The organism is Coleofasciculus sp. H7-1, assembly GCF_057473865.1.
In genome coordinates this window covers 1-23,227 of sequence record NZ_JBYCCT010000026.1, presented here as the reverse complement: position 1 = coordinate 23,227, position 23,227 = coordinate 1, and the positions used below count along the sequence as shown (strand labels likewise).

Sequence of the window (23,227 nt, the reverse complement as noted above, 5' to 3'; positions counted from 1 at the left end):
TCAGTCCTCTTCACTCAGTCCTCAGTCCTCTTCACTCAGTCCTCAGTCCTCTTCACTCAGTCCTCAGTCCTCTTCACTCAGTCCTCAGTCCTCTTCACTCAGTCCTCAGTCCTCTTCACTCAGTCCTCAGTCCTCTTCACTCAGTCCTCTTCACTCAGTCCTTCGATCAAGAGTTGGTAGCAGTGGTGGCGAATCTTTGGAAATCGCTAGGTCAAATTCGGAATGATGAATAAATAATTAAGTTATGATGCATTGTTCCCTATTTACCCTTTCACCTGAGTGGACAAACTCCACTGGCTTGACCAAATTAAACCCTTTGACCGCACGGTGGTAGGCGACAAAGCTTTTTACTTGAGCCGAGTCATGCAGCGCGGCTATCCGGTCGTGCCCGGTTTTGTCGTTCCGGCAACCGCAGCCCGTCAATTTCTCGAAAGTATTCAATGGTCGGCACCGCTTGGCTTAGACCTGCCCTATTCTTCGCTGCATCTGGATGTAGATAATCCCCGCCAGCTACAGAGCGTCGCTCAAACGATTCGGCAGGAAATTACAGCCGCTACTCTACCGTCGTCTTGGGTGTCGGAGATAGAATCGGCACAAGCGCGTTGGCAAACTCAGGTGCTGATTTTGCGCCCCTCTTTGGCTTTAGAGAGTCGGGCGTCCAAAGTCCAGGCGACGAGCGGGTTGCTTTTACCATCTGGGCTTTTAGAATCCCACGTTTGTCTGGCGTCGCCAGAGAGCTTGGCGATGGGTTTGAAGCTAGCTTGGGCAGAGCTGTTTCGCGCCAGAAGTCTGTTTTACTGGCAGTATTCGGGTATCCAGACTGCTCAGCTGAACTTGGCAATTTTAGTGCAACCCGTCTTAGATGCGATCGCTTCCGGGACTCTCCACGCGACTCCAGAGTGCTGGGAAATTCAGTCAACCTGGGGACTGGGCAAGGCGCTAGTCTTAGGAGAAGTGATTCCAGATTTCTACCAGGTGCAACCAGAAACGGGGGAAGTGCAAACTCGGTATCTGGGCAGTAAAACCCGTGCCTATCGTCTTGAGAACTTTGGGGACGCCCAAACCCACACAAACGGCACGGAGAATTTCACAAGCGCCCACCGTGGGTTGATGGTAGATGGCTGTCTAGAAGCTTATCTGCTCAGTGAAGAGCAACAACAATATTACGCCCTGGAAGAAAAACACTTAGATGTTCTCATTCAACTGGCGAAGCAACTGAGGGCTGAACTCGGCCCAACTTTTACTTTGGAGTGGACTCTCTCTCCAGCCAAAGAAAATGAAGGCGAGCAGTTGTATCTCACACAAGCGAACGTTGGGCATTCAGCAATTAGCTTGAAGGAGTCCGAAATTAAAGTAGCAGCGGTTAAGGAATCCTTACAGCATTCAGTAGATATCAGTCATTCCTCCTTTATGCTCACTCCGTCATCCTTCTTTTCACCCCAGATTCAGCACAGCCTACAGGAAGGAAAAGCGCCTACAGTGCCAGAACCAGACCTAAAGCCTTTGATCAAGGGACTGGCAGCGTCAGCGGGACGGACAATTGCGATCGCTTATGTATTAACCGATTCCCATCATCTCCACTTTCCTGATGCCGGTGGAGATGAAAACTCGCTCGTTAATGGGAAGATTTTAGTCGTCAAAAGCATTACTCCCGATCGGATGGTACTGCTAAGACAGGCTGTCGCTGTAGTTGCCGAACAGGGTGCGATGACTTGTCACGCCGCCATTATTGCCAGAGAATTAGGCATCCCAGCGGTTGTTGGTGCTGTCGGTGCCACCCAGCTTATTCAAACCGGCGACGCCGTCCTAGTAGATGGCGACAAGGGAGCAATTTATCGCGTTGAGGTTCAAGCCGAAAAGCCAGGGAAAATTCTTACTCAGCCCTCACTCCCCACTCCCCACTCCCCACTCCCCACTCCTCACTCCTCACTCCTCACTCCTCAGCCCACCCTTCGGGAAGGCGAAGCGCCTACAGTCCTCAGTCCTCAGTCCTCTTCCCTCAGTCCTCTTCACTCAGTCCTCAGTCCTCTTCCCTCACTCCTCACTCCTCTAGCGACTCAACTGCTGGTCAATCTCAGTCAACCCAGCAGTATCAAACGCGCGGCTCAGATGCCGGTGGATGGAGTAGGATTATTGCGCTCCGAACTAATGCTGCTGGAAGTTTTGCAGGGACAACACCCTCAGCGATGGCTCCAGCAGCAGCGTGAGGGCGAGTTGAAAGAAATTCTTGCCCAGCAACTGTGTCAGTTTGCCGAGGCATTTGCGCCGCGACCCGTATTTTATCGCTCTTTAGATTTGCGATCGCATGAATTTCAATACTTAGTCGGTGGTTCTTTGGCGCACCCCGAAGTCAATCCGATGCTAGGGATGAGAGGAACATTCAACTATGTTTCAAATCCCGCCTTGTTCGATCTAGAACTGGCAGCTTTAGTGCAGGTGCAGCAATCAGGATATACCAATGTCCGCCTGCTGTTGCCTTTTGTCCGCACGGTTGAAGAGTTTTCCTTCTGTCGCCGCCGCGTTGAGCAAGCCGGACTCAGCCAATCTCCTCAATTCCAACTCTGGATCGTGGCTGAAGTGCCGTCGGTTCTATTTTTGCTACCAGATTACGTGAAAGCGGGCGTCCAGGGAATCTCGATCGGCACCAACGATCTCACCCAGCTGCTGCTGGGAGTTGACCGCGACCAAGCGCAGATGGCGGCGGCGTTTGATGAGCGTCATCCAGCAGTCATGCAAGCGATCGCGCAACTCATCCAAATGGCAAAACAGGCAGGAATTCCCTGCTGCATCTGCGGTCAAGCACCGGCTCAATATCCAGAGTTGATCGACCAGCTCGTGCAGTGGGGCATTCCCTCAATTTCTGTGGAATTAGATGCCGTTGAGCGAACCTATAATGCGATCGCTCGTGCCGAACAACGCCTTCTCTTACAAGCCGCCCGTCGTCAGTTGAATCAATAGCTAGCCATCAGCAAGTCTCAGATATGGACGGGTTTCAAACCCACTCCCACTGTTTGTCCTGTGTATTTAGAACCTCAATTTCCAGGGTTTTCAGACCACCGATTTTTCCGATAATTCCCTTCCGATAAAGGTTAATAGATACTACTTAAGACTGTTGCGATCGCGCTTCTAATAGTAAACAACTGTAGAGTATACCTACTAATAGAATTCGTGTGATTTCACCTTGGCGAAATCCACTCCTGCTGGAAGAGTACACAATGAGCCGTGTCGTTGTCTGTTTTTACAGTGGCAGATGGATTCCAATTATGTTTTGTCCGTTGGTAGAAGCTATCGCGCTTCACCGGAATGCACTGAAAGAGGGGAAGGAAATTTTGATTTTCCCCCCTGATTCCGATCCGAACGATTTCTTTAGTGAACTAGCTTATATGCAACCCCCCCGCCTTGGGGAAGCAGGGGGGTTGACAAACTTAGCAATCTTGAAACGCTATGACCAATCGCGGTCAATCGCTAATTAATAGCGGAAAATCGCCGCTACCGAAGCCTCATCTGGCACTTTTTCCGGCTCCACTGCATAGACTTTACCACCGTTCAAAAGCGTATGAATGGCGGCAAAATCCAACATATCTTCGTCGTTCGCCTGTGGTTCAGGGTGTAAATCTACGGTCATCGATTCTGGGTCAAAGTGACCCCAACGCTGTTCACCGACTGCCACAAACAAAGAATCAATCCGTTGATAATAAGCAGATTGGATGATTTCTTTGATATCGTGGAATACTTTACTTGCAGGACTTACGCAAATAGCACCACATAGTAAGGGCAACCACAGGGGGATTACCATCTGAGGGCAACCACAGGGGGATTGAACCCGAAAAAACGCTATATGTATAAGCTTTGCGTAAGTCCTGACTTGTATCTTTTCCAGCCAGTTCCTTGTATTCCTCTACGACCTCCTCAATATTCTCTTGTAACAGAGGCTCTACAATCGGTAAAGCTAGTTCGTGCAATTCTTCTGGCTTGAATATTTCCGGATTTCCAGTAATCCCTTCCTCCACCAAATGTTGATAAGTTGTAGGTTGGGTTGAGGAACGAAACCCAACAAATGCTTATGCGTGTTGGGTTTCGTTCCTCAACCCAACCTACTAGCGCGTCTAGGCTAAAATGCTGGGTTGATAAAATTCGCTCTCATCAAAATTTGCAAGCATTATAGGCGTTGCTTTACCCAACAAATTAGCCTAGACGCGCTACTACTGTTTCATTTCACGGCAATCGGCATTTTTATGACCAACAGCGATCGCATTCACCAGCGAGAAGTAATTGGACTGCTACCAGCAGGAGGGCAAGCAACGCGAATCGCCCCCTTACCTATGAGCAAAGAGTTGTACCCGATTGGATTTCGCCCGGTGGATAGCGGCACCTTACGCCCCAAAGTCGTTAGTCATTACCTACTGGAGAAAATGCGGTTGGCAGGGATTAAGAAGGCATACACGGTGCTGCGTCCAGGAAAGTGGGATATTCCGGCTTATTTTGGAGATGGCACCCTGCTAGACATGAACCTGGGCTATCTCATGATGGGGTTGCCTTATGGCGTTCCTTATACCTTGGATCAAGCCTATCCCTTCGTGCAAGACGCGGTGGTAGCACTGGGCTTTCCCGACATCCTTTTTCAGCCTGAAGATGCCTTTGTGCGGCTACTGGCACGGCTTGCGGTTGGTAACGCCGATATTGTCTTGGGATTATTTCCGAACGATCAGCCTCATAAAGCCGGGATGGTTGATTTTGATGCGGAAGGACGAGTCCACCAAACGATCGAAAAACCGCCGACTAGCGATTTAAAGTATATGTGGGCGATCGCGGTTTGGACGCCGGTATTTACCCAGTTTATGCACGAGTATCTCGCTGCAATCCAAGCTGGGCAACTGCTACAGGCGAAAGAGTTGCCGATTAGCGATGTAGTTCAGGCGGCGATAGACAGCGGCTTGCGGGTGGAAGCAGAGGCGTTTCCGGATGGAACCTACCTGGATATCGGCACCCCTGCGGATCTCGTGAAAGCTGTTCGCCAATTCGCGGGTGACGATATCTAGATTGATTGCTTCTAGGCTCAGATGGGAAGAAGAAAACGCTTAAGCAGTCGGGGAGTCTGTATGATTGGATTGCGGCTGGGTAGCTTTTAATCGCCTTCGCAAAATTATCCCCAAAGTCACCTGCTTCATCAGCCAGTACAAGCCTGCAATTACTACAAAAGTGACAGCCATGACCACTACAGGCCATTTGCCCACTAATTCATCCAGCACGCTAGTGAATACGGCATCCGGTTGAGTAATAAAGTCCCAACTGTTGAAGCGCAGGAATCGCCCTAAATAAATGCCAACGGCGCTAAGACCATGCAAAGCTAACTCCGTCCAAAGGATGAATTTGCCACGTTCATGGCGATGTAAATAGTAACCCAGATTAATTAAAGATATAACGTAAGCTTCAAAGCCAGCCAGAATAACTAGCAAATACTGGGGGATGAGAATCAGCGTAATCATCCACACCGAGTAGTTAGCGCGAATATCATGAATCAAGTGAATGATATCTGTCAACAAATAGGGCGCATTCGGCAAAAACGCTAGAAAAGCTAAGAATCCCGCCCACCAGATCGGCGATCGCTTTTGCCTGCTGCGAAATAGCCAAATACTCAAAAGCAGAGGTACAAACGCCAAAAACAGATTCCACGTCATCCAGTCCAGATTGCGGGACAAAACCCGCAATATATGCGAAGTCCAGCGAATCAGCTCAAATTTCATACGCGCTGTCTGATTGTTGAATCAGCAGTTTTGGTTCACATTGTCATTGAAGCTACCAGTATAACCACTGATTTAGGGATGACTACTCTGCCGCAGGGGGATGACGATCTGGAATTTTGCCCCTAATCCTGGCTGCGATAGACAGGTGAGTTGCCCTTGATGATTTTCTACCACAATTTGATAACAAGTCGATAAACCTAAGCCGGTACCTTTGCCGACTTGTTTGGTGGTAAAAAATGGTTCAAAAATATGGTTTTTGACTGCCGAAGTCATGCCGATACCATTGTCGGAAATTTCAATCTGCACCTGAGTGGGTGACAAAATCTGGGTAGTAAGGGCGATCGCAAACGGCTGAAGTGGAAACGCTGAAAGGGGAATTTCATCCTTTAGCTTTTCTTGTTCCTCTTTCATTCTTTCTTCTAAGGCATCAATGGCATTACTAAGCAGGTTGAGAAACACCTGATTGAGTAGTTTTGGATAGCACTCCACGAGTGGTAAGTCACCGTAATTTTTAACCACTTCAATGCCTGGATGCCCCGGACGCGCTTTGAGACGACGCTGTAAAATCAGCAAGGTACTATCGATGCCTTCATGAATATTCACCGGCTTCATATCGGCTTCATCCAGACGGGAGAAGTTGCGTAAGGACAGCACAATCTGACGGATGCGTTCCGCACCTGTTTTCATCGACTCCAGAAGATTCGGTAAATCCTCAATCACAAAGTCCAGTTCAATGGTTTCGCTATATGCTTGGATCGCCGGTGGGAGGGTGGGATAGTGTTGCTGGTAGAGGTTGAGGATGTCGAGGAGGTCTTGACTATAGGCGGTAACATGGCTAATGTTGCCGGTGATAAAGTTAATGGGGTTATTAATTTCATGAGCAATTCCTGCCACTAATTGCCCCAAGCTCGACATTTTTTCAGCTTGAATTAATTGCTGTTGAGTTTGTTTGAGCGAGGTGAGCGATCGCGCGAGTTCATCATTCTTTTCTTCTAACTCCAAAGTTCTTTCAGTTACTTTCCGATCGAGGCTGTGGGCAAGTTCGAGTAATTGAGCTTCCGATTGTAGCAGTGCCTGCTCGATTCTTTTTTGTTCTGTAATGTCTTGAATGGTGCCAATGAGTCGAGCGGCTTTACCGGCTTGCTCCTGAATAATTTCGCCAGTTCCGTGGACAATGCGTTCAGAATTATTAGATAAAACAACTCTAAAGTCAGTGCTGAAGGGTTGGTTAGAATACGATGCGACGTCTATCAATTCTCTGACCCGTTCTTGGTCATCTGGGTGAATTGATGTCAGGAATCGTTTCATACTTGGCTCAAAGTCTGCTGGCGAGAAACCCAAGATGCGATAAAGTTCATCCGACCATCGCAGTTGTTGTTTAACCAAGTCTAAATCCCAGTTACCCAGATGGGCGATACGTTGGGCGTTGGCGAGACTGGCTTCGCTAGAGCGCAGTGACGCTTCGGCTGAGGAGCGTTCAGCAACGGCTGCCCCCAAAACCAAAGCAGTGACTGCTATAACGCCCATGAAGGCTTGTAAAAATTGCAAAGCTTGGTCGGTGTTAATGGCAACTGCCGCAAACGGCCCATCCCCCAAGGCGGTGCCCCAGATAGCAATGCAGGAGACAAGTAGAGTTGCCAGTACAGCGCCTTGCTGATTAAATCGGAGGGCTGCCCAAACTACCAAAGGAAAGGGCAGGTAGGCAAGTGGATAGTGAGCGATCGCTGTAGCAGTTTTGGCGAAGAAAACCGACTGGGTGACTGTTGTCAGTAAAATCAGCAAGACCATCGCCTCGATGATTCGCTCTGGTGTTGTTTCTAAGCGGGGACGGACACTCCAAGTCAAGATCGCGGGGGCTAATACCAAAACTGCCATGCCATCCCCTAACCACCACATCCACCACGTCGTCGCATAGTCGCCCCAAGGGATAAGATTTGCCAAGCAAAGAGTCGTCAAACCCAGAGTGGAAGCGACTAGAGTAGACAGCATCACAGACAGACTGAGAAAACTGAAAACATCTCGCAGGCGATCCAGAGAGGGGCGCAAACGAATAAAACGGAGCAACGTGACCCCGACTAGAGCCTGCAAGGTGGCACCCAAGCTGCTGGCAAGGGCAACAGGCAGGGGTACGTCCAGAACTACTTTGGCAAATAAAAATTCACCCAGCACTACTCCAGGCCAAAGATTTCGCCCCCCTACAAACAGCACGCCTTGGGTAATCCCAGCCGGAGGCCAAACCGGCGCTACGTACTTATTCAACACCGGAAGCGCCAGTGATAGTTTTGCTGCACCAACGTAGATGGCAGCCAGCATAGCGACGCTGGCAAAATATCGCCAAAGCCGAGTTTGGGACATAGAGACGGTTTAGGGGTTCAAAATGCGAGATGTTTGCTCTTTGCAACCATAATCCGCTGAGCTAGATGTTGCAAAGATAAATATAGACAAATTTTTAACTGAAGCGAGAAATCCGTTAATTAATCTGATTTCGCCTTCGCTTTGGGACAAATTAGCCAATAATTGAGCGCCAAACGATTTAAGCAGCCTGCCCTAGCAATCGCCTAGAATCCCTATCAGGGACTAAATAAAAGGATTAAAAAGTGGAAACTTCTATGCAAGATCGGTTGCAGGCAGCTATCGCTCCTTACCGCACAACGGTAGATTATCTAGAAATTCGCTTAGAACAAAGTGAGTCTACATCTATCTCCTTTCGCGGTCATCAGCTGGATGCCGTAGACCGTAATTTTACCCTCGCCGGTGGCATTCGTGCTTGTCACAAGGGCGGCTGGAGTTTTGTCACTTTCAATGGTTTAGCCGAGGTGAAAGACCGGATTGAAGAAGCGGTTTCTCAAGCGCATCTGGTCGGAAAAGAAACGACGATGCTAGCGCCAGTGGAACCCATTCAAGATTATGTGGCGGTGGAGATAGGGCGCGATCCGCGTGGGGTTTCTCTTGCCGAAAAGCGGCGGTTACTGGAGGGATATAACCAACTGCTGCTAGATTTCGACCCCAGAATTCAGACGACGATGGTGAATTTGCGCGATCGCTTCGGCATCACCTATTTTGCCAATTCTCTCGGCACTTGTATTGCCCAAGAACGGTTGGATGTGTCGGGTCGATTTGGCGCAGTGGCCCGCGAAGAAGGTTCTGTCCCCCGCCAAGGCTTTGAATCCGTCCATTCCCGCACAGACTATAACATTCTCGAAGGAATTGAAGACCAGGTACTGGCAGCCGCCAAACGAGCTGTCGGTCAATTGGAAGCAAAATCAGTGAAAGGCGGACAATATACTGTCGTTCTCGACCCGTACCTGGCTGGTGTCTTCATTCACGAAGCTTTTGGACATCTTTCGGAAGCCGATTTTGTCTACGAAAACCCTCGGATGCAGGAATTGCTCACCCTGGGCAAACCCTTAGCCATTAAGCAACTGAATGTGGTTGATGATGCCACGATGCCAGATTTACCCGGTTCTCTCAAGTATGACGATGAAGGCGTCCCAGCTCAACGCAAATATTTAATTAAAGACGGCATCCTCACCCAGCGCTTGCATAACCGCGAAACTGCTGGCAAGATGCACGAAGCTCCCACCGGCAACGCTAGGGCAATCAACGCCACTTATCCGCCGCTGGTGCGGATGACCAACACTGGGATTGAATCGGGGGAACACTCCTTCGATGACATGATTAAGGATATCGAGGAAGGCGTCTATGCGGTGCGAATGTTAGGCGGACAAACCAACGGCGAGATGTTTACCTTTGCCGCCGCTGAAGGCTATATGATTCGCAATGGCAAGATAGCTGAAAGAGTTACCGATGTCAGTCTGACTGGCAATGTCTTCCAAACGCTCAAAGATATTGAGGCGATTGGGAACGACTCGATCTATATCAACGGCGGTTGCGGTAAAGGCGGACAAATGCCTCTACCAGTGAGTGTGGGGGGTCCCCATCTACGAATTAAAAATGTCGTGGTGGGCGGTCGCTAGGGGGAGTAAGACCGTATCACCACAATCCCAAATCGATAGAAGCTCTAATTAAAAGGGGATGCCGCAAGTAAATGGCATCCCCTAAATGTTTTATTTGATTAAGGTGCATGGAATGGCATTTGTGGCGGTTTTGCCCCAATTCACTTGCACGGAAACAGCAGACTCCGAAGGCTCGGTATTTGAGACTGGGAATATCTCTGAATTCCGGTTTAGTGCAAGTAGTTGGCTTCTGCTTCCAACTGGCGAATCAAGGCTTCGTCCCCTTTGGCTCTGGCGATTTCTAGACGATGCTGCAAGCTTTTTTGAATATTTTCGCGGTGAGCCGCAGCCGCATTTTTCTGGTTATCTTGGCGTCTTCCGTTCATAATAGACATTTTTTTTAAGCGACTTGAGGTATTTGCTACTTTTCTAATATAACCTAAACTTTAAAAATGGTAGTGTTTGTTACAGAAAATTCATAGTTGGTTAGATAAGGTTAAGGGTTGACGCTTTGGAAGGAATCAGGGTCTGAGAGCGATCGCCATTGCCGAAGGTAAGCTACACTCTTAAGACGTTCAAACTAAGACGTTCAAACCGCCCCGCGTTCTGGTCGCATCAACAGCATGGCACCCGCGTTTGGCAAAAAGAATCCCTCTTGACGAAGATGTATCAAAACCGGATCGTTACTCTGACGAGCGATTTTGGCTTAAGTGATGTTTATGTAGGGGTGATGAAAGGGGCGATCGCCCAAATCAACCCGACGCTGACGGTGGTGGATCTCACTCATGAAATTCCCCCCCAGAATATTACAGCGGCAAGGTTTTGTCTGATGAATGCCTACCCTTATTTCCCAAAAGGGACAGTGCATATTGCCGTCGTCGATCCGGGAGTGGGGAGTAGCCGCAGAGCGATCGCCGTGAAATTTGCCGCCGGTTTCCTGGTGGGGCCAGATAACGGGCTGTTTAGTGGCATTCTTAGTAGTAGTAGGGTTGTCCCGTCCTTACCAGAAATTGCCGCCGTCGAACTCACGAACCCCAACTATTGGCGCACAACCGAACCCAGTTTAACTTTTCACGGTCGAGATATTTTTGCGCCCGTGGGTGCCCATCTTGCCAGCGGCGTTCCTCTAGAACAACTGGGACACGCTATCGATCCAGCCAGCTTAGTTCAACTGCCCATCCCTGAATGTACCCAGACAGAAGCAGGTGTTACGGGTTGCATTCAGTATATCGATCGCTTTGGCAACTTAATTACGAATATTCCAGGTACCTTCGTGCAAGGAAAAATCTGGTCGGTTGTTGTGGGATGTACGCTACCCAGTTGCCAGACTTATAGCGACAGTCAACACCTAGAAGCGATCGCTTTAATTGGCAGTCACGGTTGGGTCGAAATTGCCGTCAACGGAGGCAATGCTCAGTCGCAACTGCAACTAGACTGGGGACATGAGGTGCTTCTTAAGCTGGATTATTTCCATTCCTAATCGGGATTTATACAGCCGCACCGCTGATATTCTATACCAATTTTCGGATAGGTTTTATGACTCAGTTAAATGTGTCTGACTCGACAGTTTACCAAGGTCAGTTTGGAGAATTTACGATAACCGAGAGCGATCGCACTGGCGTAATTATCTACCGCAGCGGCTTAATGGTAGCGGCTTTAAGCTTTGCTTTAGGTAGCTTTCTGGCGCTAAAGACAAACATGGGATTGTCACTCCTCACCCCGCTGTACGCTTGTTTCTGTCTGGGGTTGGGCGTCAGTTTATTTACCATCCATATTTACCTAGAACCGCTACACCGACTACTTCAAGTTTTTTGGGCAATTGGTGTTTTATCGGCGACGGTGCTAGCACTGCAAAGTAGCGAACCTCTCGCCCTATTTGTCTACAATCACCCAACAACCCTTTTTGGAGTCGGCTTCACCTTTGCAGCATTAACAGGGATTTATTTCAAAGAAGCCTTTTGCTTCAACCGCCTGGAAACTAAAGTTCTCACGCCTTTGCTGCCAATGTTGCTGTTGGGACACCTGACAGGTGTATTGCCAGTGTCAGTAGAACGGGGATTATTGGCAGTTTGGGCACTTCTATTTGTCATATTTGCCTTGCGTAAGGTTGTGCAAGAAATTCCACCGGATATTGGTGATAAATCGGTGTTTGTTTATCTCAAACAACAGCATTCGGCGAAGGCTTGAGGAAAGCGATTAAACACAATAAAATGACCTCTCCCCCAACCCCTCCCCTCTCAGGGAAGGGTAGTCAATCTCCCCCTTCCCTCGCAGTGAAGGGGGTTGGGGGGTTAGGTTCCCTGTATTGCCAATAATTTAACTGTTATGGAAGAACGCGCCTTCTGGCTAGTATGGTCGGAAATACCCGGAATTGGCCCAATTTTGCTCAGGCGCTTGCATCAGCATTTTGGCACACTCAGTGAAGCCTGGAAAGCCAGTCCAGCCGCCTTGAGGGAAGTTGAGGGGTTTGGGCGTCAAACAATTGAGGGGGTGGTAGAGAAGCGATCTCGCCTGCATCCCCAACAATTTTTAGAAGAACACTTGGTAAAAAATCCCTGTTTCTGGACGCCAGCGGATGCTGATTATCCCCGCTTACTCTTAGAGACGCCTACCCCGCCGCCAGTGCTGTATTATCGCGGCAAAGTGCAACTTCAGGAGAATCATGGCATTACGCCAACGATTGGCATTGTTGGCACTCGCCAACCCTCGGAGTATGGCAGACGCTGGACTGGCAAAATTACCACTGCCTTGACGAAAAGCGGCTTCACGATTGTTTCCGGCATGGCAGATGGCATTGATACAGAAGCGCATCGCGCCTGTCTGGAAGCTGGGGGACGGACGCTGGCAGTTTTTGGCACTGGCGTGGATGTCGTCTATCCTTGGCGCAACAAGTCCCTATACGAACAGATATGCGATCGCTCTTTAGTGCTGAGTGAGTATCCTGCTGGCACCCAACCGAAGCGCGAACACTTTCCCACCCGGAATCGGATTATCGCCGGTTTGAGTCGTGCGGTGCTGGTGATGGAAGCGCCTACCCGATCCGGTTCATTAATTACTGCCGATTATGCGAATGAATTCTGTCGAGATGTCTATGCTTTGCCTGCAAGGTTGGACGATCGGCAATCGCTAGGCTGTTTAAAATTAATTAGTAAGGGAGCGACGCCTTTTCTAGATGAAAATCATTTATTAGAAATGCTGGGAGCTATCCCAAAACTCGATCCAGTGCAACAGCTAGACTTATTTAATCAGCCTCCCGTACCAGATTTGGAACCAGAACTCAAACAGATTTGGCAAGCAATTTCCTCAGAACCTACGGCTTTTGATTTAATTGTGCAGCAAACTGGTAAGCCAGCTAACTCAATCTCCAGTGCGCTGTTGCAGTTAGAACTCATGGGGTTAGTGTCGCAATTGCCGGGGATGCGGTATCAGAAATCTTAAGAGCAACCAGAAAAGTAAATCTCTTAGAAAAACAACCTAACAACAGTTTAGGAGCGATCGCTATGACGACAACCAAACAACTGATTACCTTTGAGGAATATCTAACTTATGACGGCACTGATACAGCTATTGGCGTAAGAGTCCCCCAAGTTGGTAGGCGGGATACTTCCAGAGTGCCGGATGTTACGGTTTTGCCTTTAGAACAGTGGAAAAGCCTTCGTAGGCGGGAAGCTATAATCGAACTTGATCAAGAGCCGCCGCCGCTGGTTGTAGAAGTAGTTAGTGCGGGAACTGAAAGTCGAGATCGTTGAGCCAAAAGAGCGGAATACAACATCATCGGTATACCAATTTATCTGCTGGTTGACTTTCTCGACTTCAACCAAAACGGAAAACCAGTAGATAAGGGGGTTACAGTTTTAACGCTGAATGAGGGCTATTACGATGAAGCGGTTTATAAGGGTGACACGGTAGTTGAAATTCCCACATTCAAAGAGCTTAAGCTGACTTCCTACCAAATTATTAATGCTAGCACGTAGCGGCAAGGAAAACCTGGCGATCGCACTCTGCACTCACTGCGGCATTAGCCAAATCTTGATATTCGTATCATTACTGGCACTCGCAAAAGTCGCTCCATCCGGGCTAATAGCAACGCAATAGACAGAGTAATAATGCCCAGTTAGAGTAATATTTAACTCTCCCGTTTCTAAATTCCACACTTTGATAGTTTTGTCATGACTGCCACTGGCTAGAATCTGTCCATCTGGACTTATGGCAACAGAATTAACTTTAGAAGAATGCCCGCTTAAGGTTTTTTGCAGGAAGCCAGGGCTAGATAAATTATTAAGTGAAAAAGTTATCATGGATGCCGAAATATGATTTATATAACCATAATTTTTGAATAATACTAATCCTAATAAGAAAACCGTTGGAATAAAAAACAGTTCGTAGCGCAAATTCTGTTTTAATTTAAATGTTACTAAAATTAGTTTTGTGGTTAGGTGATTTATTATCTGCTTTATGGGTATATCTGACCGTACAGTCGAAGCTTGAGGCAACAAATCACGAATTACCTCATCTGCCGATTGGTAACGCAAATTAACATCCTTTTGCAAGAGCTTGTCTAGAACTTTACCTAAATTGCTAGTAACAGAACGCCCTAAGTGTTGCCGCCAATTATGTACCCATTCATAACCGCGATCTAGACACAGTAAATGTGGGTGTTTCTGACTCAATAAATGAAAGCAAGTCGCGCCTAAACTAAACAAATCACTAGAGGGAGATGCTGCGCCTCCCTTCATTTCTTCATAGGATGTGTACCCTAAAGAACCAATTCTTGTGCCTGGTTGAATTGCCTGTGTTGTCGCCAAATGCTGAGATGCCCCAAAATTGCTCAGCACCAATTTGTTATCACTCCGGCGACGGATAATATCCTGGGGATTGATATCTCGGTGAATTACTTTTTTCTCATGTACAAATTTGAGAACAGGCAGAATATCCAGTAACAACTCTCTAATCTGGTTTTCACTAAAGGCACCCCGTTGTTCTAACTCCTTTAACAAATTCTGCCCTTCAATTAACTGCTGCACCAGATACAGATAACTTTCTTCCTCAAAATAGGCATACAGCGTGGGAATCTGGGGATGTTCTCCTAGCTGCTGTAGGCGCTGTGCCTCTTGTTTAAATAGCTGCACAGTCTCCTGGCTTCCCTGAACTTGCGGCTTCAGTTGCTTAATGATGCAGGGTTCATTCATCTTGTCTATATCTTCTGCTAGATAAGTTCTGCCAAATCCATCCTGAGCGGAAAGTAGCTGAATAAGGCGGTAGTGCCCCCTAAGCAGTGGCACCAGTTTTGTCTGGCAACTGCGGCAATATTCGTTTCCATCAAGATTTTGAGGATGATGACAATTAGGATTAAGGCAGCAAACCATACTTTAGATAGGGAATAGTAGATTGAGTCTATGATAAGTATTCCCAGAGCCTCTCCTATTTGTCACAGGCATGAAACGCCAATTTTTATTAGCTTTAATGCTACTGACGGCTACAGTTTTGATGCTTTTAATTGGGCACGGTGCGATTACGAAACCAGCGAATACGCCGAATGTTTCGCTGCGATCGCTAGCAGACACGCGGGGGATTGGAATGGGTACGGCGGTGGCGATGCAACCCTTACGTAACGATCCTGCTTATCGGGAGGTGGTGGCGCGTGAGTTCAATACCATCGTGGCAGAGAATGCGATGAAGTTTCAGGCAGTTCATCCAGAACGCGATCGCTTCGACTTCACAGACGCAGATGAGCTTGTCGCCTTCGCCAAAGCCAATAAAATGCAAGTGCGCGGTCACACCTTCGTCTGGTTTAAAAGCCTACCCACATGGCTAACAAAGGGCAAATTCAGCCGCGAACAGCTTCAAGAAATTCTCCGCGAACACATTCAGACAGTTGTCGGTCGCTATCGGGGTCAGCTTGCCGTCTGGGATGTTGTGAATGAAGCGGTTGAGAAAGATGGTTCGCTGAGGAAGACAATCTGGCTAAAAAAGATTGGGCCAGAACATATTGAGATGGCGTTTCGCTGGGCACATGAGGCAGACCCGCAAGCACTATTATTCTACAACGACTTCAGCGGCGAGGGACTGGGGAAAAAATCAGACGCGATTTATACTTTGGTTCGGGATTTACAAAAACGTGGCGTCCCCATTCATGGCGTCGGTTTGCAAATGCATATTGGCATCAAATCCTCGCTAAAACCCCAAGATGTTGCTGCAAATATCAAGCGTTTGGCAGCACTAGGTTTAGAAGTTCATATCACTGAAATGGATGTAAAAATTCAGGATGGCACCGGCACGAAGCAAGAAAGATTTGCCGCCCAAGCACAAGTTTACCGAGATATGCTGAGCGTGTGTCTCTCGGTGCCCAAGTGTAAGGCTTTTGTGATGTGGGGGTTTACAGACCGCCATACTTGGATTCCCGGCTTTACTCACAAGCCGGATGAGCCGCTAATTTTTGATAAGTCGTATCGTCCCAAACCCGCCTATTATGCCCTGACTTCAGCGCTAGAAAAATAAGACCGATTGGCTTGGTCTAATCACTGCGTCTATAGTCGTGATTTTTTGCTATGGCTAATCGTAAAAAAATCAATTAGCAATGAGCAATTAGCAGCCTGATATGACAACTAACTTTGAATTCGGCACGATTTCTAACCCTGAAGAAGCTAAACAGCTTGGGCAAATCTTAAACCAGTGCTTCAATTCACCGCCAGATAGCTGGCAGATGTATTTCAATCGGATTGGTTTGGAAAACTTCCGCGTCATCCGCCAAGGAGGGCAGACGGCTGGGGGCTTAGGCATTCTCCACATGGGTCAGTGGTTCGGAGCTTCTAGCGTACCAATCGCCGGAATTGCTACCGTTGGCATTGCGCCAGAGCAGCGAGGCAAAGGGGTAGCGGCGGCGCTGATGACCAATATTGTCAAGGAGTGTCACGCCAAGGGAATTCCCCTATCGACGCTCTACGCCTCTACCAGTGCGCTTTATCGGAAAGTGGGTTACGAACAAGCTGGGAACTATTGCCGTTTGGCGGTGCCGACAGATACGATTCTGCTAAAAGATCGCACTTTGCCGATGCAGCGCGTGGAAGCGACTCACCACGAATTTCACGAACTCTACCGTCAACGAGCGATCGCTACCAGCGGCAACTTGGATCGCCACCAAGCCATTTGGAAAGGCATCGTCGAGTCCCCTGAAGAAGTGATTTACGCCTACCTAATTGGCTTTGAAGACAAACCAGAGGGTTACGTCATTTTCAGCCAAAAGATGGGAGACAAAAGCTATCACCTCGAAGTCAGAGACATGGTGGCATTAACACCAGCAGCAGCACGTCGTCTGTGGACTTTCTTCGCCGACCACCGTTCTCTAGCAGACAAGGTGATTTGGCAGGGTCAGGCAGGAGACCCGCTTTTGTCTTTACTCACAGAACAAACATACAAAATTGCCCATCTAGAACGGTGGTTGGTGCGAGTAGTTGATGTGCCAAAAGCACTATCAATGCGCGGCTATCCGATTGGCGTAGAAGCCGAATTGCATCTTGAAGTTCAAGATAATCTATTGCCCGATAACAATGGAAAATTTGTTCTGGTAGTTTCCGGCGGACGCGGTGAAGTGACAAGAGGAGGGCGAGGCGAATTACAGTTAGATGTGCGAGGCTTATCACCTTTATTCACTGGTTTACTTACACCTCATCAGCTGCAAACAATTGGTCAACTCGAAGGAAGTGCCGATTCTTTATCGACAGCAATGCTAATATTTGCAAGTCCCGAACCGTGGATGTCAGATCATTTTTAGCAGCTCATCAGTTAAAGGGAAGGTAGGCAATGCTTATCCTACTACTAGCTACGATTCACCAATCATTTTTTGAAACCGCTCATGTTGCCGAATTCGATAAAAACTTGATTCATTTTTGGCATAGGTTCTAAATGTATTGGTATCGAGGTTAATTGCCTGTTCCAGAGAATCAATCGCTAAAGAAGCTTTGCCTTGTAGGGCACAGAAGCAAGCTTTGTTATACCAAGCATAAGGGTAGTGGGGATTGATTTCGATGGCTCTATCGCAACAGGCGATCGCTTCTTCGTACCGTTGCAATGCAGCGAGTGCCCCACTCCAGTCAGTCCAAATAGCCGGGTTATCAGGTTTGATGACAATCGCTTGCTCGTAGGAAGCGATCGCTTCTTTATACCGTTGTAGGCTTCCTAACGCCCAGGCTCGGTGATGCCACGCTTCCCAAAAATTGTGTTTTAGTTTAATCGCTTTGTCATAGGAAGCGATCGCTTCTTCGTACTGTTGCGATTTGAGTAACTTATTGCCTTTTTCATAACAAGCGTGCTGCGGACTCATCACTCTACGAATTAGCAAAAAAACACCAATCGCCGCTACTAACAAAATGCCGGAATCTGCGTTGAAAGATTCGTATCCCTTCCCTACCATCTCCATTGGAATACCAAGCAGTGCGGCAATTGTAAAAGTTGATTTCCAAAAAAGCAGATTTAACGGTTTTACGAACCAGAGTAGAATGAAGAGGGCAATAATTCCATATTTGCTCAACTTTCTAAGTTGAATCTGCGTTTGATTGGGCAACCACGGCTCAATGATGCCATAACCATCAAGCGGTGGAATTGGCAGCAAGTTGAACTGAATAACGGAGATTTGTAGAATAATTAAAAATGCTAAAGCTGGGCCAATCCAGTGTTCGCTTAATGGTGTCACCCAACCCAGCCAAAAGGGAATTATGAGTAATAAAGTCACTATTACACTAGCGATGGGACCCGCTGCGGAGACAGCACTTTTCCACCAACGATTGCGTAATCGTTGGTGATTGATGTAAACTGCGGCACCCGGTAACGCAATCCCACCGATGAGAAGAAAGACGATGGGCAGAACCAAACTCAAAGTTGGGTCGGTATACTTGAGCGGGTTTAGGGTCAAATACCCCTTATCTTTAACTGACGTATCCCCGCCCCAATAGGCAACCACCGCATGACCAAACTCGTGTATACAAACAGACACGATCCAGCCGAGACAGACGAAAACTGCGACAGGTAACATTGCTTCCCACCCTGAGGAAAAGCGGTTGAAAAGATGTTTTAATGTAACTCAGCCGCGAGTAAAATGGCAAAAGTTAAGAGCGACTGGCAAGGAAAGCGTCCAAACTTGGCACATCCACCCAGCAACCCGTTTCATGGGATTCATGGGCTAAATCCATCAACAACTGGGAATAAACTCCCTCTCGGAGGGATGGCGCGATCGCTTTCCCGGCGTCAATTGCCTGCACCCAGTTGTCTACAACTCGGATAAAGGGTGCCAAACGCCCATCCGTATAGGTTTGGGGAAACGCCAGACGATGCGGAATTTCTACCTCAGCTAGAGGTTTACCCGCCGGTGCCGCCCAGAGGCGAAAACCATGTACGTAATCCTTCTGATTTTCACTGCCCAAGACTAACGTAGCGCGATCGCCATAAACTTCGATCCCGTGCGTCCGGGATGCATAGACAACCGAACTGATACACAGTTGGCAGGGCGTCCCATCCGCCAGTTCCAGCATCAGCATACACGTATCATCCGCATCCACCGGCTTCATTTCACCCGTGTTAGAGTCTGGACGAAAAGAAATTCCCGTAATTAGCTGGGCACACAGTCGCCGCACGGGTGCAAACAACCAGCTAATGTAATCAAAAGCGTGAGAACCGACGGCTCCCAATGCTCCTCCTCCCTGGTCTTTCCGAGAATACCAATTCCACGGGCGCGTGGCATCGGCACGACTCGACACCAGCCAATCAATCTTTATTAGGCGTTGTTGCCCCACATACCCTGCTGCTAAAAGTTCCGCGAATCGCTGCCATGCTGGGACAAAGCGAAATTCAAAATCGAGCGTAGCGATCGCGCCGTTTTCTCTCGCCAACTGATACAACTGAAGTGCCTCAGTCGCTGACAGGGCTGTGGGTTTTTCTAATAATAAATGCTTCCCAGCTTGCAACACCGTCTTCGCCATTTCATAGTGCAAAAAGGGCGGCGTTGAAATGCTGACAGCGGCGACATCTGGTAAGGCGACGATTTCTTCTAGGGTGTTGCAAGCGTGGGGGATATTCTGGGCAGAAGCCAGAGCGATCGCTTTATCCAAATCCCGGTGGTAAACTGCAACCACCTGAGTACGCGGGTGTGCCTGGAATCCTGGGATGTGGATTTTCTGACCAAATCCAGTCCCCACCACTGCTACGCCAATCGGGTTCGATGTTTGGGCTGAATTATTGAATGTCATGCAGGGTTTTCCGATCTAAACTTTTCCACCCATTCAATCACTTGATAGCCTAGACGAGTGCCATCAAGTCGGTCAATTTCCCGGATGCCAGTAGGACTGGTGACATTAACTTCCGTGAGGTAGCCGCCAATGACATCAATACCGACAAAAATTAAACCATCCTGGCGCAGTGTAGGAGCTAATTGGGCGCAGATTTCGCGCTCTCGTTGAGTAATTTCCGTCTGAGCCACTCTACCACCGACTGCCATATTGCCGCGAAATTCTTTACCCGTAGGAATACGATTAACGGCTCCAATCGGTTCGCCATTGAGCAGGATAATTCGCTTGTCTCCCTCTTTGGCGGCGGGTAAGTAAGTTTGCACCATCACCGGAACTCGTGCCTGAAGGGTACTGAGTTCTATCAGGGAATTAAAGTTGCGATCGCTCGGATCTAAAAATAAAATCCCTTCTCCCGCCTTATTCCCCAACGGCTTCAGAATTGCTGCCCCTTTTGCCTCCAGAAACTGCCGGATCACCTGTTTATCTGCACTGACAATCGTTTCCGGAATCGCCTCCCTAAACTGAAGTGCGTACATCTTCTCATTTGCCGCCCGCAGCCCATTGGGGGCGTTGATCAGCAATGTTTGCGCTGGATCGATATAGTCCAGAATGTAAGTGGCGTAGAGGTAAGGAACTGTCACTGGCGGATCTGTTCGCATGAAAACCGCATCCATTGTTTCCAGCGGTTGTAAGACGCGATCGCCTACAGAAAACCATAGCGACTCTGCCACCCAGCGTCCTTCCACCAGCTGCACCGGCGTCAGTTGTACCGGCTCCAGCAACGCCCAAGCCTTGCCATCCCCCACACTCAATAAATTCGCCTGCGTAATCCAAACTTCGTGTCCCAGCGCTTGTGCTGCTTCCATCAGCGCCACACTGGTATCGTGACCGGGATCTAGGCGTTCGATGGGGTCAATAATAAAAGCAAGTTTCATGTTAGCTATCAGCTTTTTGTCTTTTGTCCATTGTCCGTTGTCCGTTGTCCGTTGTCCGCAAACAGTGACTCAGGACGAATTGACTATGCTGATTGCAGGAGTGGATCGAGCTTGCCTTGAGCCTCTAGCGCATAAGTATCATCGCAGCCCCCAATATGCCGCTCGTTGATAAAAATCTGAGGTACGGAGCGCCCTCCATTCGCACGTTTTGCCATCTCCGCCCGTGCCGCCTCATCCCCATCAATGCAGTATTCGATATAATCAACCCCTTTTTTATCGAGCAAAGCCTTGGCACGAATGCAGAAGGGGCAGCTGCTCCAGGTATAAATTTCCACTTTAGGAGCCATCTTGTCCTCAAATATTAAGTAATTTTTTTAATCTTAGTCTAGTCAAACCCATCTATTTTTGTGTTCAGAGCAAATTTTCTTGAAAATTGCCGTCTGTGTAGTTAGTACGCCCTGCACCGGACGCCCCACACCCTACTAAAAAGCTCTCCACTCAATCAAGAGCAAAGAGCTGTTTAAGTCAAATTTCCACAGGGCTTACGCAAAGCTTATAAATATAGCGTTTTTTCGGGTTCAATCCCCCTGTGGTTGCCCAAGAGATGTGGTGCTATTTGCGTAAGTCCTGAACTATTTGGGTTGAAGTGACTTGTACAAGGCGCGAATGCTTCACCCTCAACCTGAGAACCTCAGGGAGCATCTGTACCGGAGAAGCATAAGGAAGACAACAATCTGAGAGAAGCAATCAGCTCGCTCACCCGTAGGCGTAAGCCTTCAAGGGAGGGTATACTTCTCCCCTTCAGTATTCTGGGACTTTATGGGTAATGCATAGCTGTGAAAAGCTTTTGAGGGGGTTGGGGGGTGAGGTTCCGAGTGTGTTGCAGTAAAGTGAAAACCGCTACAAGTCCTGTTTGAGGCTAGATAAAGAAAATCTGGCTGAAGGCGCAAAAATATTAACGCCGAACCCACCCATTGATGGTAAAGCGACTATCTGCAAAAGCTTTCGAGGGACATTTCACAGGCAATACTTCATGCATATAGCGGCTGAGGAAAAGCACAATGCTATTATTACGCGGTTCAACTGTTTTGAAAGAATCAGCCTTCACGTAAAAGTTATTTTCAATCTTGCTGTCGTAAATCAGCAACTCTCCCCCAGAGAAAGGTTTTGGTTCCCGGTAAAAGTAGTAAACATAAGTTAATTCTCTGGTAGCGGTATCTGGACTACCATTATCATTGTGAACTTTGTAGTAGTTTCCGTCATTATGAGAGGTTAATTGCGTCTCAATTTGAGATACAGGAAATGATGGAATCCCCAATTTGCTAAATATATCCGGTAAAATTGCTCGCAGGCGATTGACTATCCGTTCTGAAAACTCAGGGAAGGAGTAGAGAGCCATAGACCGACGATAATCAATCGCATCGGTTGAAATATTGGTAGGTACAAAGGCTGACTCTTGTTTTAATACATAGTCGAGTAGTTGTTTTTGTTCCTCTTGGGTCAGAAAATTGTCAATTTGCACGTAGGGAGAAGCTAAAACATCAGTTGGTTGAGGTTTAAGTTCCTCTTGCATCACCAAAACTGAGGGTTCGGTAACTAGACCAACCAGATGTTCGCTTGGAAAACACAAAGAAGCGTGACCCTCGTCAATCGGAATCTGGAATAACCCGTAAAAACCATCTTCTTGCTTGTAAGAGCGAGCCACAACAGTTTTTAACAGATTTTCTAGTAAAGGGGCGTCTGACTTTAGAAAGACAGTGTATTGATGTCCCCCTGCTAAGAGAAGTTTGACTTTTATATCCTTGACTTCAACAGATGTTTCCATAAGTTTTTCCTACTTTAAAATAGCCATCGCATTAATATTTTTTGGCTCGAAGTAAATTCACCCTGAGGAAAAGCTTCTCACTGTATCGTAAGTGAGAAGCTCTTTTTGAAATATGTATCTCTACTGAGGTAAAACAGTCGCTTCACTAGCCCTTAACGCTACTGTGCGATTGTCTTGCGTCTTTTGCCGAAACGCAGGGCTGCAAAACTTGTGAGCATGAGTGCGCCCACTGTACTGGGTTCGGGTACTGGTTTAGGTCTACTGCCGCTGCTGCCAGAGCCGCCAGTGCCGCTAGTGCCGGAACCATAGTCAATCTGCGTACCGCCATTGCTGTAATCGACGCCAGTGGTGCCGCCGGAAGTGGGAGCCGGTGCCGGTGCGGGTGCCGGTGCGGGAGCTGGAGCTGGAGCTGGTGCCGGTGCGGGAGCTGGTGCCGGTGCGGGTGCCGGTGCGGGTGCCGGTGCCGGTGCCGGTGCGGGGGCTGGTGCGG

General features: G+C 48.2%; 22 protein-coding genes and 2 pseudogenes. 11 read left to right on the top strand and 13 right to left on the bottom strand.

The genetic code is table 11. The features are described 5' to 3' along the window. The 3 genes from AC2VDX_RS06890 to AC2VDX_RS06880 all read left to right on the top strand — a co-directional run. Positions 1–180: hypothetical protein (locus tag AC2VDX_RS06890; RefSeq protein WP_486928129.1), on the top strand; the 180-nt coding region annotated here is incomplete at its 5' end. Positions 181–279: 99 nt separating this feature from the next. Then, positions 280–2,958, top strand: a complete 2,679-nt coding sequence (locus AC2VDX_RS06885) for a putative PEP-binding protein (protein WP_378177919.1) — start codon at positions 280–282, stop codon at positions 2,956–2,958. Positions 2,959–3,215: 257 nt separating this feature from the next. Further along, the gene (locus tag AC2VDX_RS06880; RefSeq protein ID WP_378177922.1) at positions 3,216–3,473 is read left to right on the top strand and encodes an RNA-binding protein; all 258 of its coding nucleotides are present in this window, start codon (positions 3,216–3,218) and stop codon (positions 3,471–3,473) included. Here the strand turns inward: AC2VDX_RS06880 and AC2VDX_RS06875 are convergent. Further along, a pseudogene (locus tag AC2VDX_RS06875) lies at positions 3,470–3,727 on the bottom strand (hypothetical protein); the annotation flags it as partial. The gene AC2VDX_RS06880 and the pseudogene AC2VDX_RS06875 overlap by 4 nt on opposite strands. A 7-nt stretch (positions 3,728–3,734) precedes the next feature. After that, positions 3,735–4,010, bottom strand: coding sequence for a baeRF3 domain-containing protein (locus AC2VDX_RS06870; protein WP_378177925.1), 276 nt, complete (start codon positions 4,008–4,010; stop codon positions 3,735–3,737). A gap of 225 nt (positions 4,011–4,235) precedes the next feature. Between AC2VDX_RS06870 and AC2VDX_RS06865 the strand changes: the two genes are divergently transcribed. Next, complete coding sequence (locus tag AC2VDX_RS06865; protein WP_378177928.1) at positions 4,236–5,039, top strand: sugar phosphate nucleotidyltransferase; 804 nt, start codon at positions 4,236–4,238, stop codon at positions 5,037–5,039. Between the two features lie 39 nt (positions 5,040–5,078). On the opposite strand, the gene AC2VDX_RS06860 is transcribed toward AC2VDX_RS06865, so the two are convergent. Both AC2VDX_RS06860 and AC2VDX_RS06855 read right to left on the bottom strand, forming a co-directional pair. Further along, positions 5,079–5,744 carry a DUF1361 domain-containing protein gene (locus AC2VDX_RS06860; protein WP_378177931.1) on the bottom strand — a complete coding sequence of 222 codons (666 nt, stop codon included), beginning with the start codon at positions 5,742–5,744 and terminating at the stop codon, positions 5,079–5,081. Between the two features lie 72 nt (positions 5,745–5,816). Beyond that, complete coding sequence (locus tag AC2VDX_RS06855) at positions 5,817–8,099, bottom strand: MASE1 domain-containing protein (protein ID WP_378177934.1); 2,283 nt, start codon at positions 8,097–8,099, stop codon at positions 5,817–5,819. Positions 8,100–8,353: 254 nt separating this feature from the next. Between AC2VDX_RS06855 and AC2VDX_RS06850 the strand changes: the two genes are divergently transcribed. Continuing rightward, complete coding sequence (locus AC2VDX_RS06850) at positions 8,354–9,721, top strand: TldD/PmbA family protein (protein ID WP_378177999.1); 1,368 nt, start codon at positions 8,354–8,356, stop codon at positions 9,719–9,721. A gap of 209 nt (positions 9,722–9,930) precedes the next feature. On the opposite strand, the gene pirA is transcribed toward AC2VDX_RS06850, so the two are convergent. Then, on the bottom strand, positions 9,931–10,086 hold the full coding sequence (pirA, locus tag AC2VDX_RS06845; protein WP_486928128.1) for an arginine synthesis PII-interacting regulator PirA: 156 nt from the start codon (positions 10,084–10,086) through the stop codon (positions 9,931–9,933). A 278-nt stretch (positions 10,087–10,364) separates the two neighbouring features. On the opposite strand from pirA, the gene AC2VDX_RS06840 reads away from it, so the two are divergent. The 4 genes from AC2VDX_RS06840 to AC2VDX_RS06825 all read left to right on the top strand — a co-directional run bounded on the left by AC2VDX_RS06840 (position 10,365) and on the right by AC2VDX_RS06825 (position 13,449). Further along, positions 10,365–11,180 (top strand): SAM hydrolase/SAM-dependent halogenase family protein, encoded by an 816-nt coding sequence (locus AC2VDX_RS06840; protein ID WP_378178002.1) that lies wholly within the window; start codon positions 10,365–10,367, stop codon positions 11,178–11,180. A 56-nt stretch (positions 11,181–11,236) separates the two neighbouring features. After that, complete coding sequence (locus AC2VDX_RS06835; RefSeq protein WP_378177937.1) at positions 11,237–11,887, top strand: DUF2301 domain-containing membrane protein; 651 nt, start codon at positions 11,237–11,239, stop codon at positions 11,885–11,887. 138 nt (positions 11,888–12,025) lie between these two features. Then, a complete protein-coding gene (gene dprA, locus AC2VDX_RS06830; RefSeq protein ID WP_378177940.1) occupies positions 12,026–13,138 on the top strand; it encodes a DNA-processing protein DprA in 1,113 nt (370 codons plus the stop codon). A 62-nt stretch (positions 13,139–13,200) separates the two neighbouring features. Continuing rightward, positions 13,201–13,449 carry a Uma2 family endonuclease gene (locus AC2VDX_RS06825; protein ID WP_378177943.1) on the top strand — a complete coding sequence of 83 codons (249 nt, stop codon included), beginning with the start codon at positions 13,201–13,203 and terminating at the stop codon, positions 13,447–13,449. A gap of 258 nt (positions 13,450–13,707) precedes the next feature. Here AC2VDX_RS06825 and AC2VDX_RS06820 read toward each other — a convergent pair whose 3' ends face one another. Beyond that, complete coding sequence (locus AC2VDX_RS06820) at positions 13,708–14,982, bottom strand: protein kinase domain-containing protein (protein ID WP_378178005.1); 1,275 nt, start codon at positions 14,980–14,982, stop codon at positions 13,708–13,710. Between the two features lie 12 nt (positions 14,983–14,994). After that, positions 14,995–15,066: pseudogene (locus AC2VDX_RS06815) on the bottom strand (4-Cys prefix domain-containing protein); the annotation flags it as partial. A 70-nt stretch (positions 15,067–15,136) separates the two neighbouring features. Between AC2VDX_RS06815 and AC2VDX_RS06810 the strand changes: the two are divergent. Beyond that, entirely contained in the window at positions 15,137–16,198 is a 1,062-nt protein-coding gene (locus AC2VDX_RS06810) for an endo-1,4-beta-xylanase (protein ID WP_378177946.1), read from the top strand. A 100-nt stretch (positions 16,199–16,298) separates the two neighbouring features. Next, entirely contained in the window at positions 16,299–17,471 is a 1,173-nt protein-coding gene (locus tag AC2VDX_RS06805) for a GNAT family N-acetyltransferase (RefSeq protein ID WP_378177949.1), read from the top strand. Between the two features lie 48 nt (positions 17,472–17,519). Here AC2VDX_RS06805 and AC2VDX_RS06800 read toward each other — a convergent pair whose 3' ends face one another. From AC2VDX_RS06800 to AC2VDX_RS06775, 6 genes are all read right to left on the bottom strand, one after another. Further along, a complete protein-coding gene (locus AC2VDX_RS06800) occupies positions 17,520–18,728 on the bottom strand; it encodes a tetratricopeptide repeat protein (protein WP_486928127.1) in 1,209 nt (402 codons plus the stop codon). A 73-nt stretch (positions 18,729–18,801) separates the two neighbouring features. Continuing rightward, positions 18,802–19,938: a Gfo/Idh/MocA family protein gene (locus AC2VDX_RS06795; RefSeq protein ID WP_378177955.1), complete on the bottom strand. Its 1,137-nt coding sequence runs from the start codon at positions 19,936–19,938 to the stop codon at positions 18,802–18,804. Continuing rightward, positions 19,935–20,912 (bottom strand): glutathione synthase, encoded by a 978-nt coding sequence (gene gshB / locus AC2VDX_RS06790; protein ID WP_378177958.1) that lies wholly within the window; start codon positions 20,910–20,912, stop codon positions 19,935–19,937. Before gshB ends, AC2VDX_RS06795 begins: the two co-directional genes overlap by 4 nt. 83 nt (positions 20,913–20,995) lie before the next feature. Continuing rightward, complete coding sequence (grxC, locus tag AC2VDX_RS06785; protein ID WP_378177961.1) at positions 20,996–21,259, bottom strand: glutaredoxin 3; 264 nt, start codon at positions 21,257–21,259, stop codon at positions 20,996–20,998. A gap of 608 nt (positions 21,260–21,867) precedes the next feature. Beyond that, positions 21,868–22,737, bottom strand: coding sequence for a 2OG-Fe(II) oxygenase (locus AC2VDX_RS06780; protein ID WP_378177964.1), 870 nt, complete (start codon positions 22,735–22,737; stop codon positions 21,868–21,870). Positions 22,738–22,895: 158 nt separating this feature from the next. Next, positions 22,896–23,227 (bottom strand): PEP-CTERM sorting domain-containing protein (locus AC2VDX_RS06775; protein WP_486928126.1); only part of this gene is annotated, 332 nt, incomplete at its 5' end.

Bases quoted from the DNA above. Each gene is read 5' to 3' on its own strand.
- AC2VDX_RS06780 (WP_378177964.1), bottom strand. From the start codon at position 22,737: ATGGAAACATCTGTTGAAGTCAAGGATATAAAAGTCAAACTTCTCTTA.
- AC2VDX_RS06840 (WP_378178002.1), top strand. From the start codon at position 10,365: ATGTATCAAAACCGGATCGTTACTCTGACGAGCGATTTTGGCTTAAGT.
- AC2VDX_RS06880 (WP_378177922.1), top strand. From the start codon at position 3,216: ATGAGCCGTGTCGTTGTCTGTTTTTACAGTGGCAGATGGATTCCAATT.
- AC2VDX_RS06860 (WP_378177931.1), bottom strand. From the start codon at position 5,744: ATGAAATTTGAGCTGATTCGCTGGACTTCGCATATATTGCGGGTTTTG.
- AC2VDX_RS06810 (WP_378177946.1), top strand. From the start codon at position 15,137: ATGAAACGCCAATTTTTATTAGCTTTAATGCTACTGACGGCTACAGTT.
- grxC (WP_378177961.1), bottom strand. From the start codon at position 21,259: ATGGCTCCTAAAGTGGAAATTTATACCTGGAGCAGCTGCCCCTTCTGC.
- AC2VDX_RS06850 (WP_378177999.1), top strand. From the start codon at position 8,354: ATGCAAGATCGGTTGCAGGCAGCTATCGCTCCTTACCGCACAACGGTA.
- AC2VDX_RS06865 (WP_378177928.1), top strand. From the start codon at position 4,236: ATGACCAACAGCGATCGCATTCACCAGCGAGAAGTAATTGGACTGCTA.
- pirA (WP_486928128.1), bottom strand. From the start codon at position 10,086: ATGAACGGAAGACGCCAAGATAACCAGAAAAATGCGGCTGCGGCTCAC.
- AC2VDX_RS06855 (WP_378177934.1), bottom strand. From the start codon at position 8,099: ATGTCCCAAACTCGGCTTTGGCGATATTTTGCCAGCGTCGCTATGCTG.
- gshB (WP_378177958.1), bottom strand. From the start codon at position 20,912: ATGAAACTTGCTTTTATTATTGACCCCATCGAACGCCTAGATCCCGGT.
- dprA (WP_378177940.1), top strand. From the start codon at position 12,026: ATGGAAGAACGCGCCTTCTGGCTAGTATGGTCGGAAATACCCGGAATT.
- AC2VDX_RS06800 (WP_486928127.1), bottom strand. From the start codon at position 18,728: ATGTTACCTGTCGCAGTTTTCGTCTGTCTCGGCTGGATCGTGTCTGTT.
- AC2VDX_RS06805 (WP_378177949.1), top strand. From the start codon at position 16,299: ATGACAACTAACTTTGAATTCGGCACGATTTCTAACCCTGAAGAAGCT.
- AC2VDX_RS06795 (WP_378177955.1), bottom strand. From the start codon at position 19,938: ATGACATTCAATAATTCAGCCCAAACATCGAACCCGATTGGCGTAGCA.
- AC2VDX_RS06835 (WP_378177937.1), top strand. From the start codon at position 11,237: ATGACTCAGTTAAATGTGTCTGACTCGACAGTTTACCAAGGTCAGTTT.
- AC2VDX_RS06825 (WP_378177943.1), top strand. From the start codon at position 13,201: ATGACGACAACCAAACAACTGATTACCTTTGAGGAATATCTAACTTAT.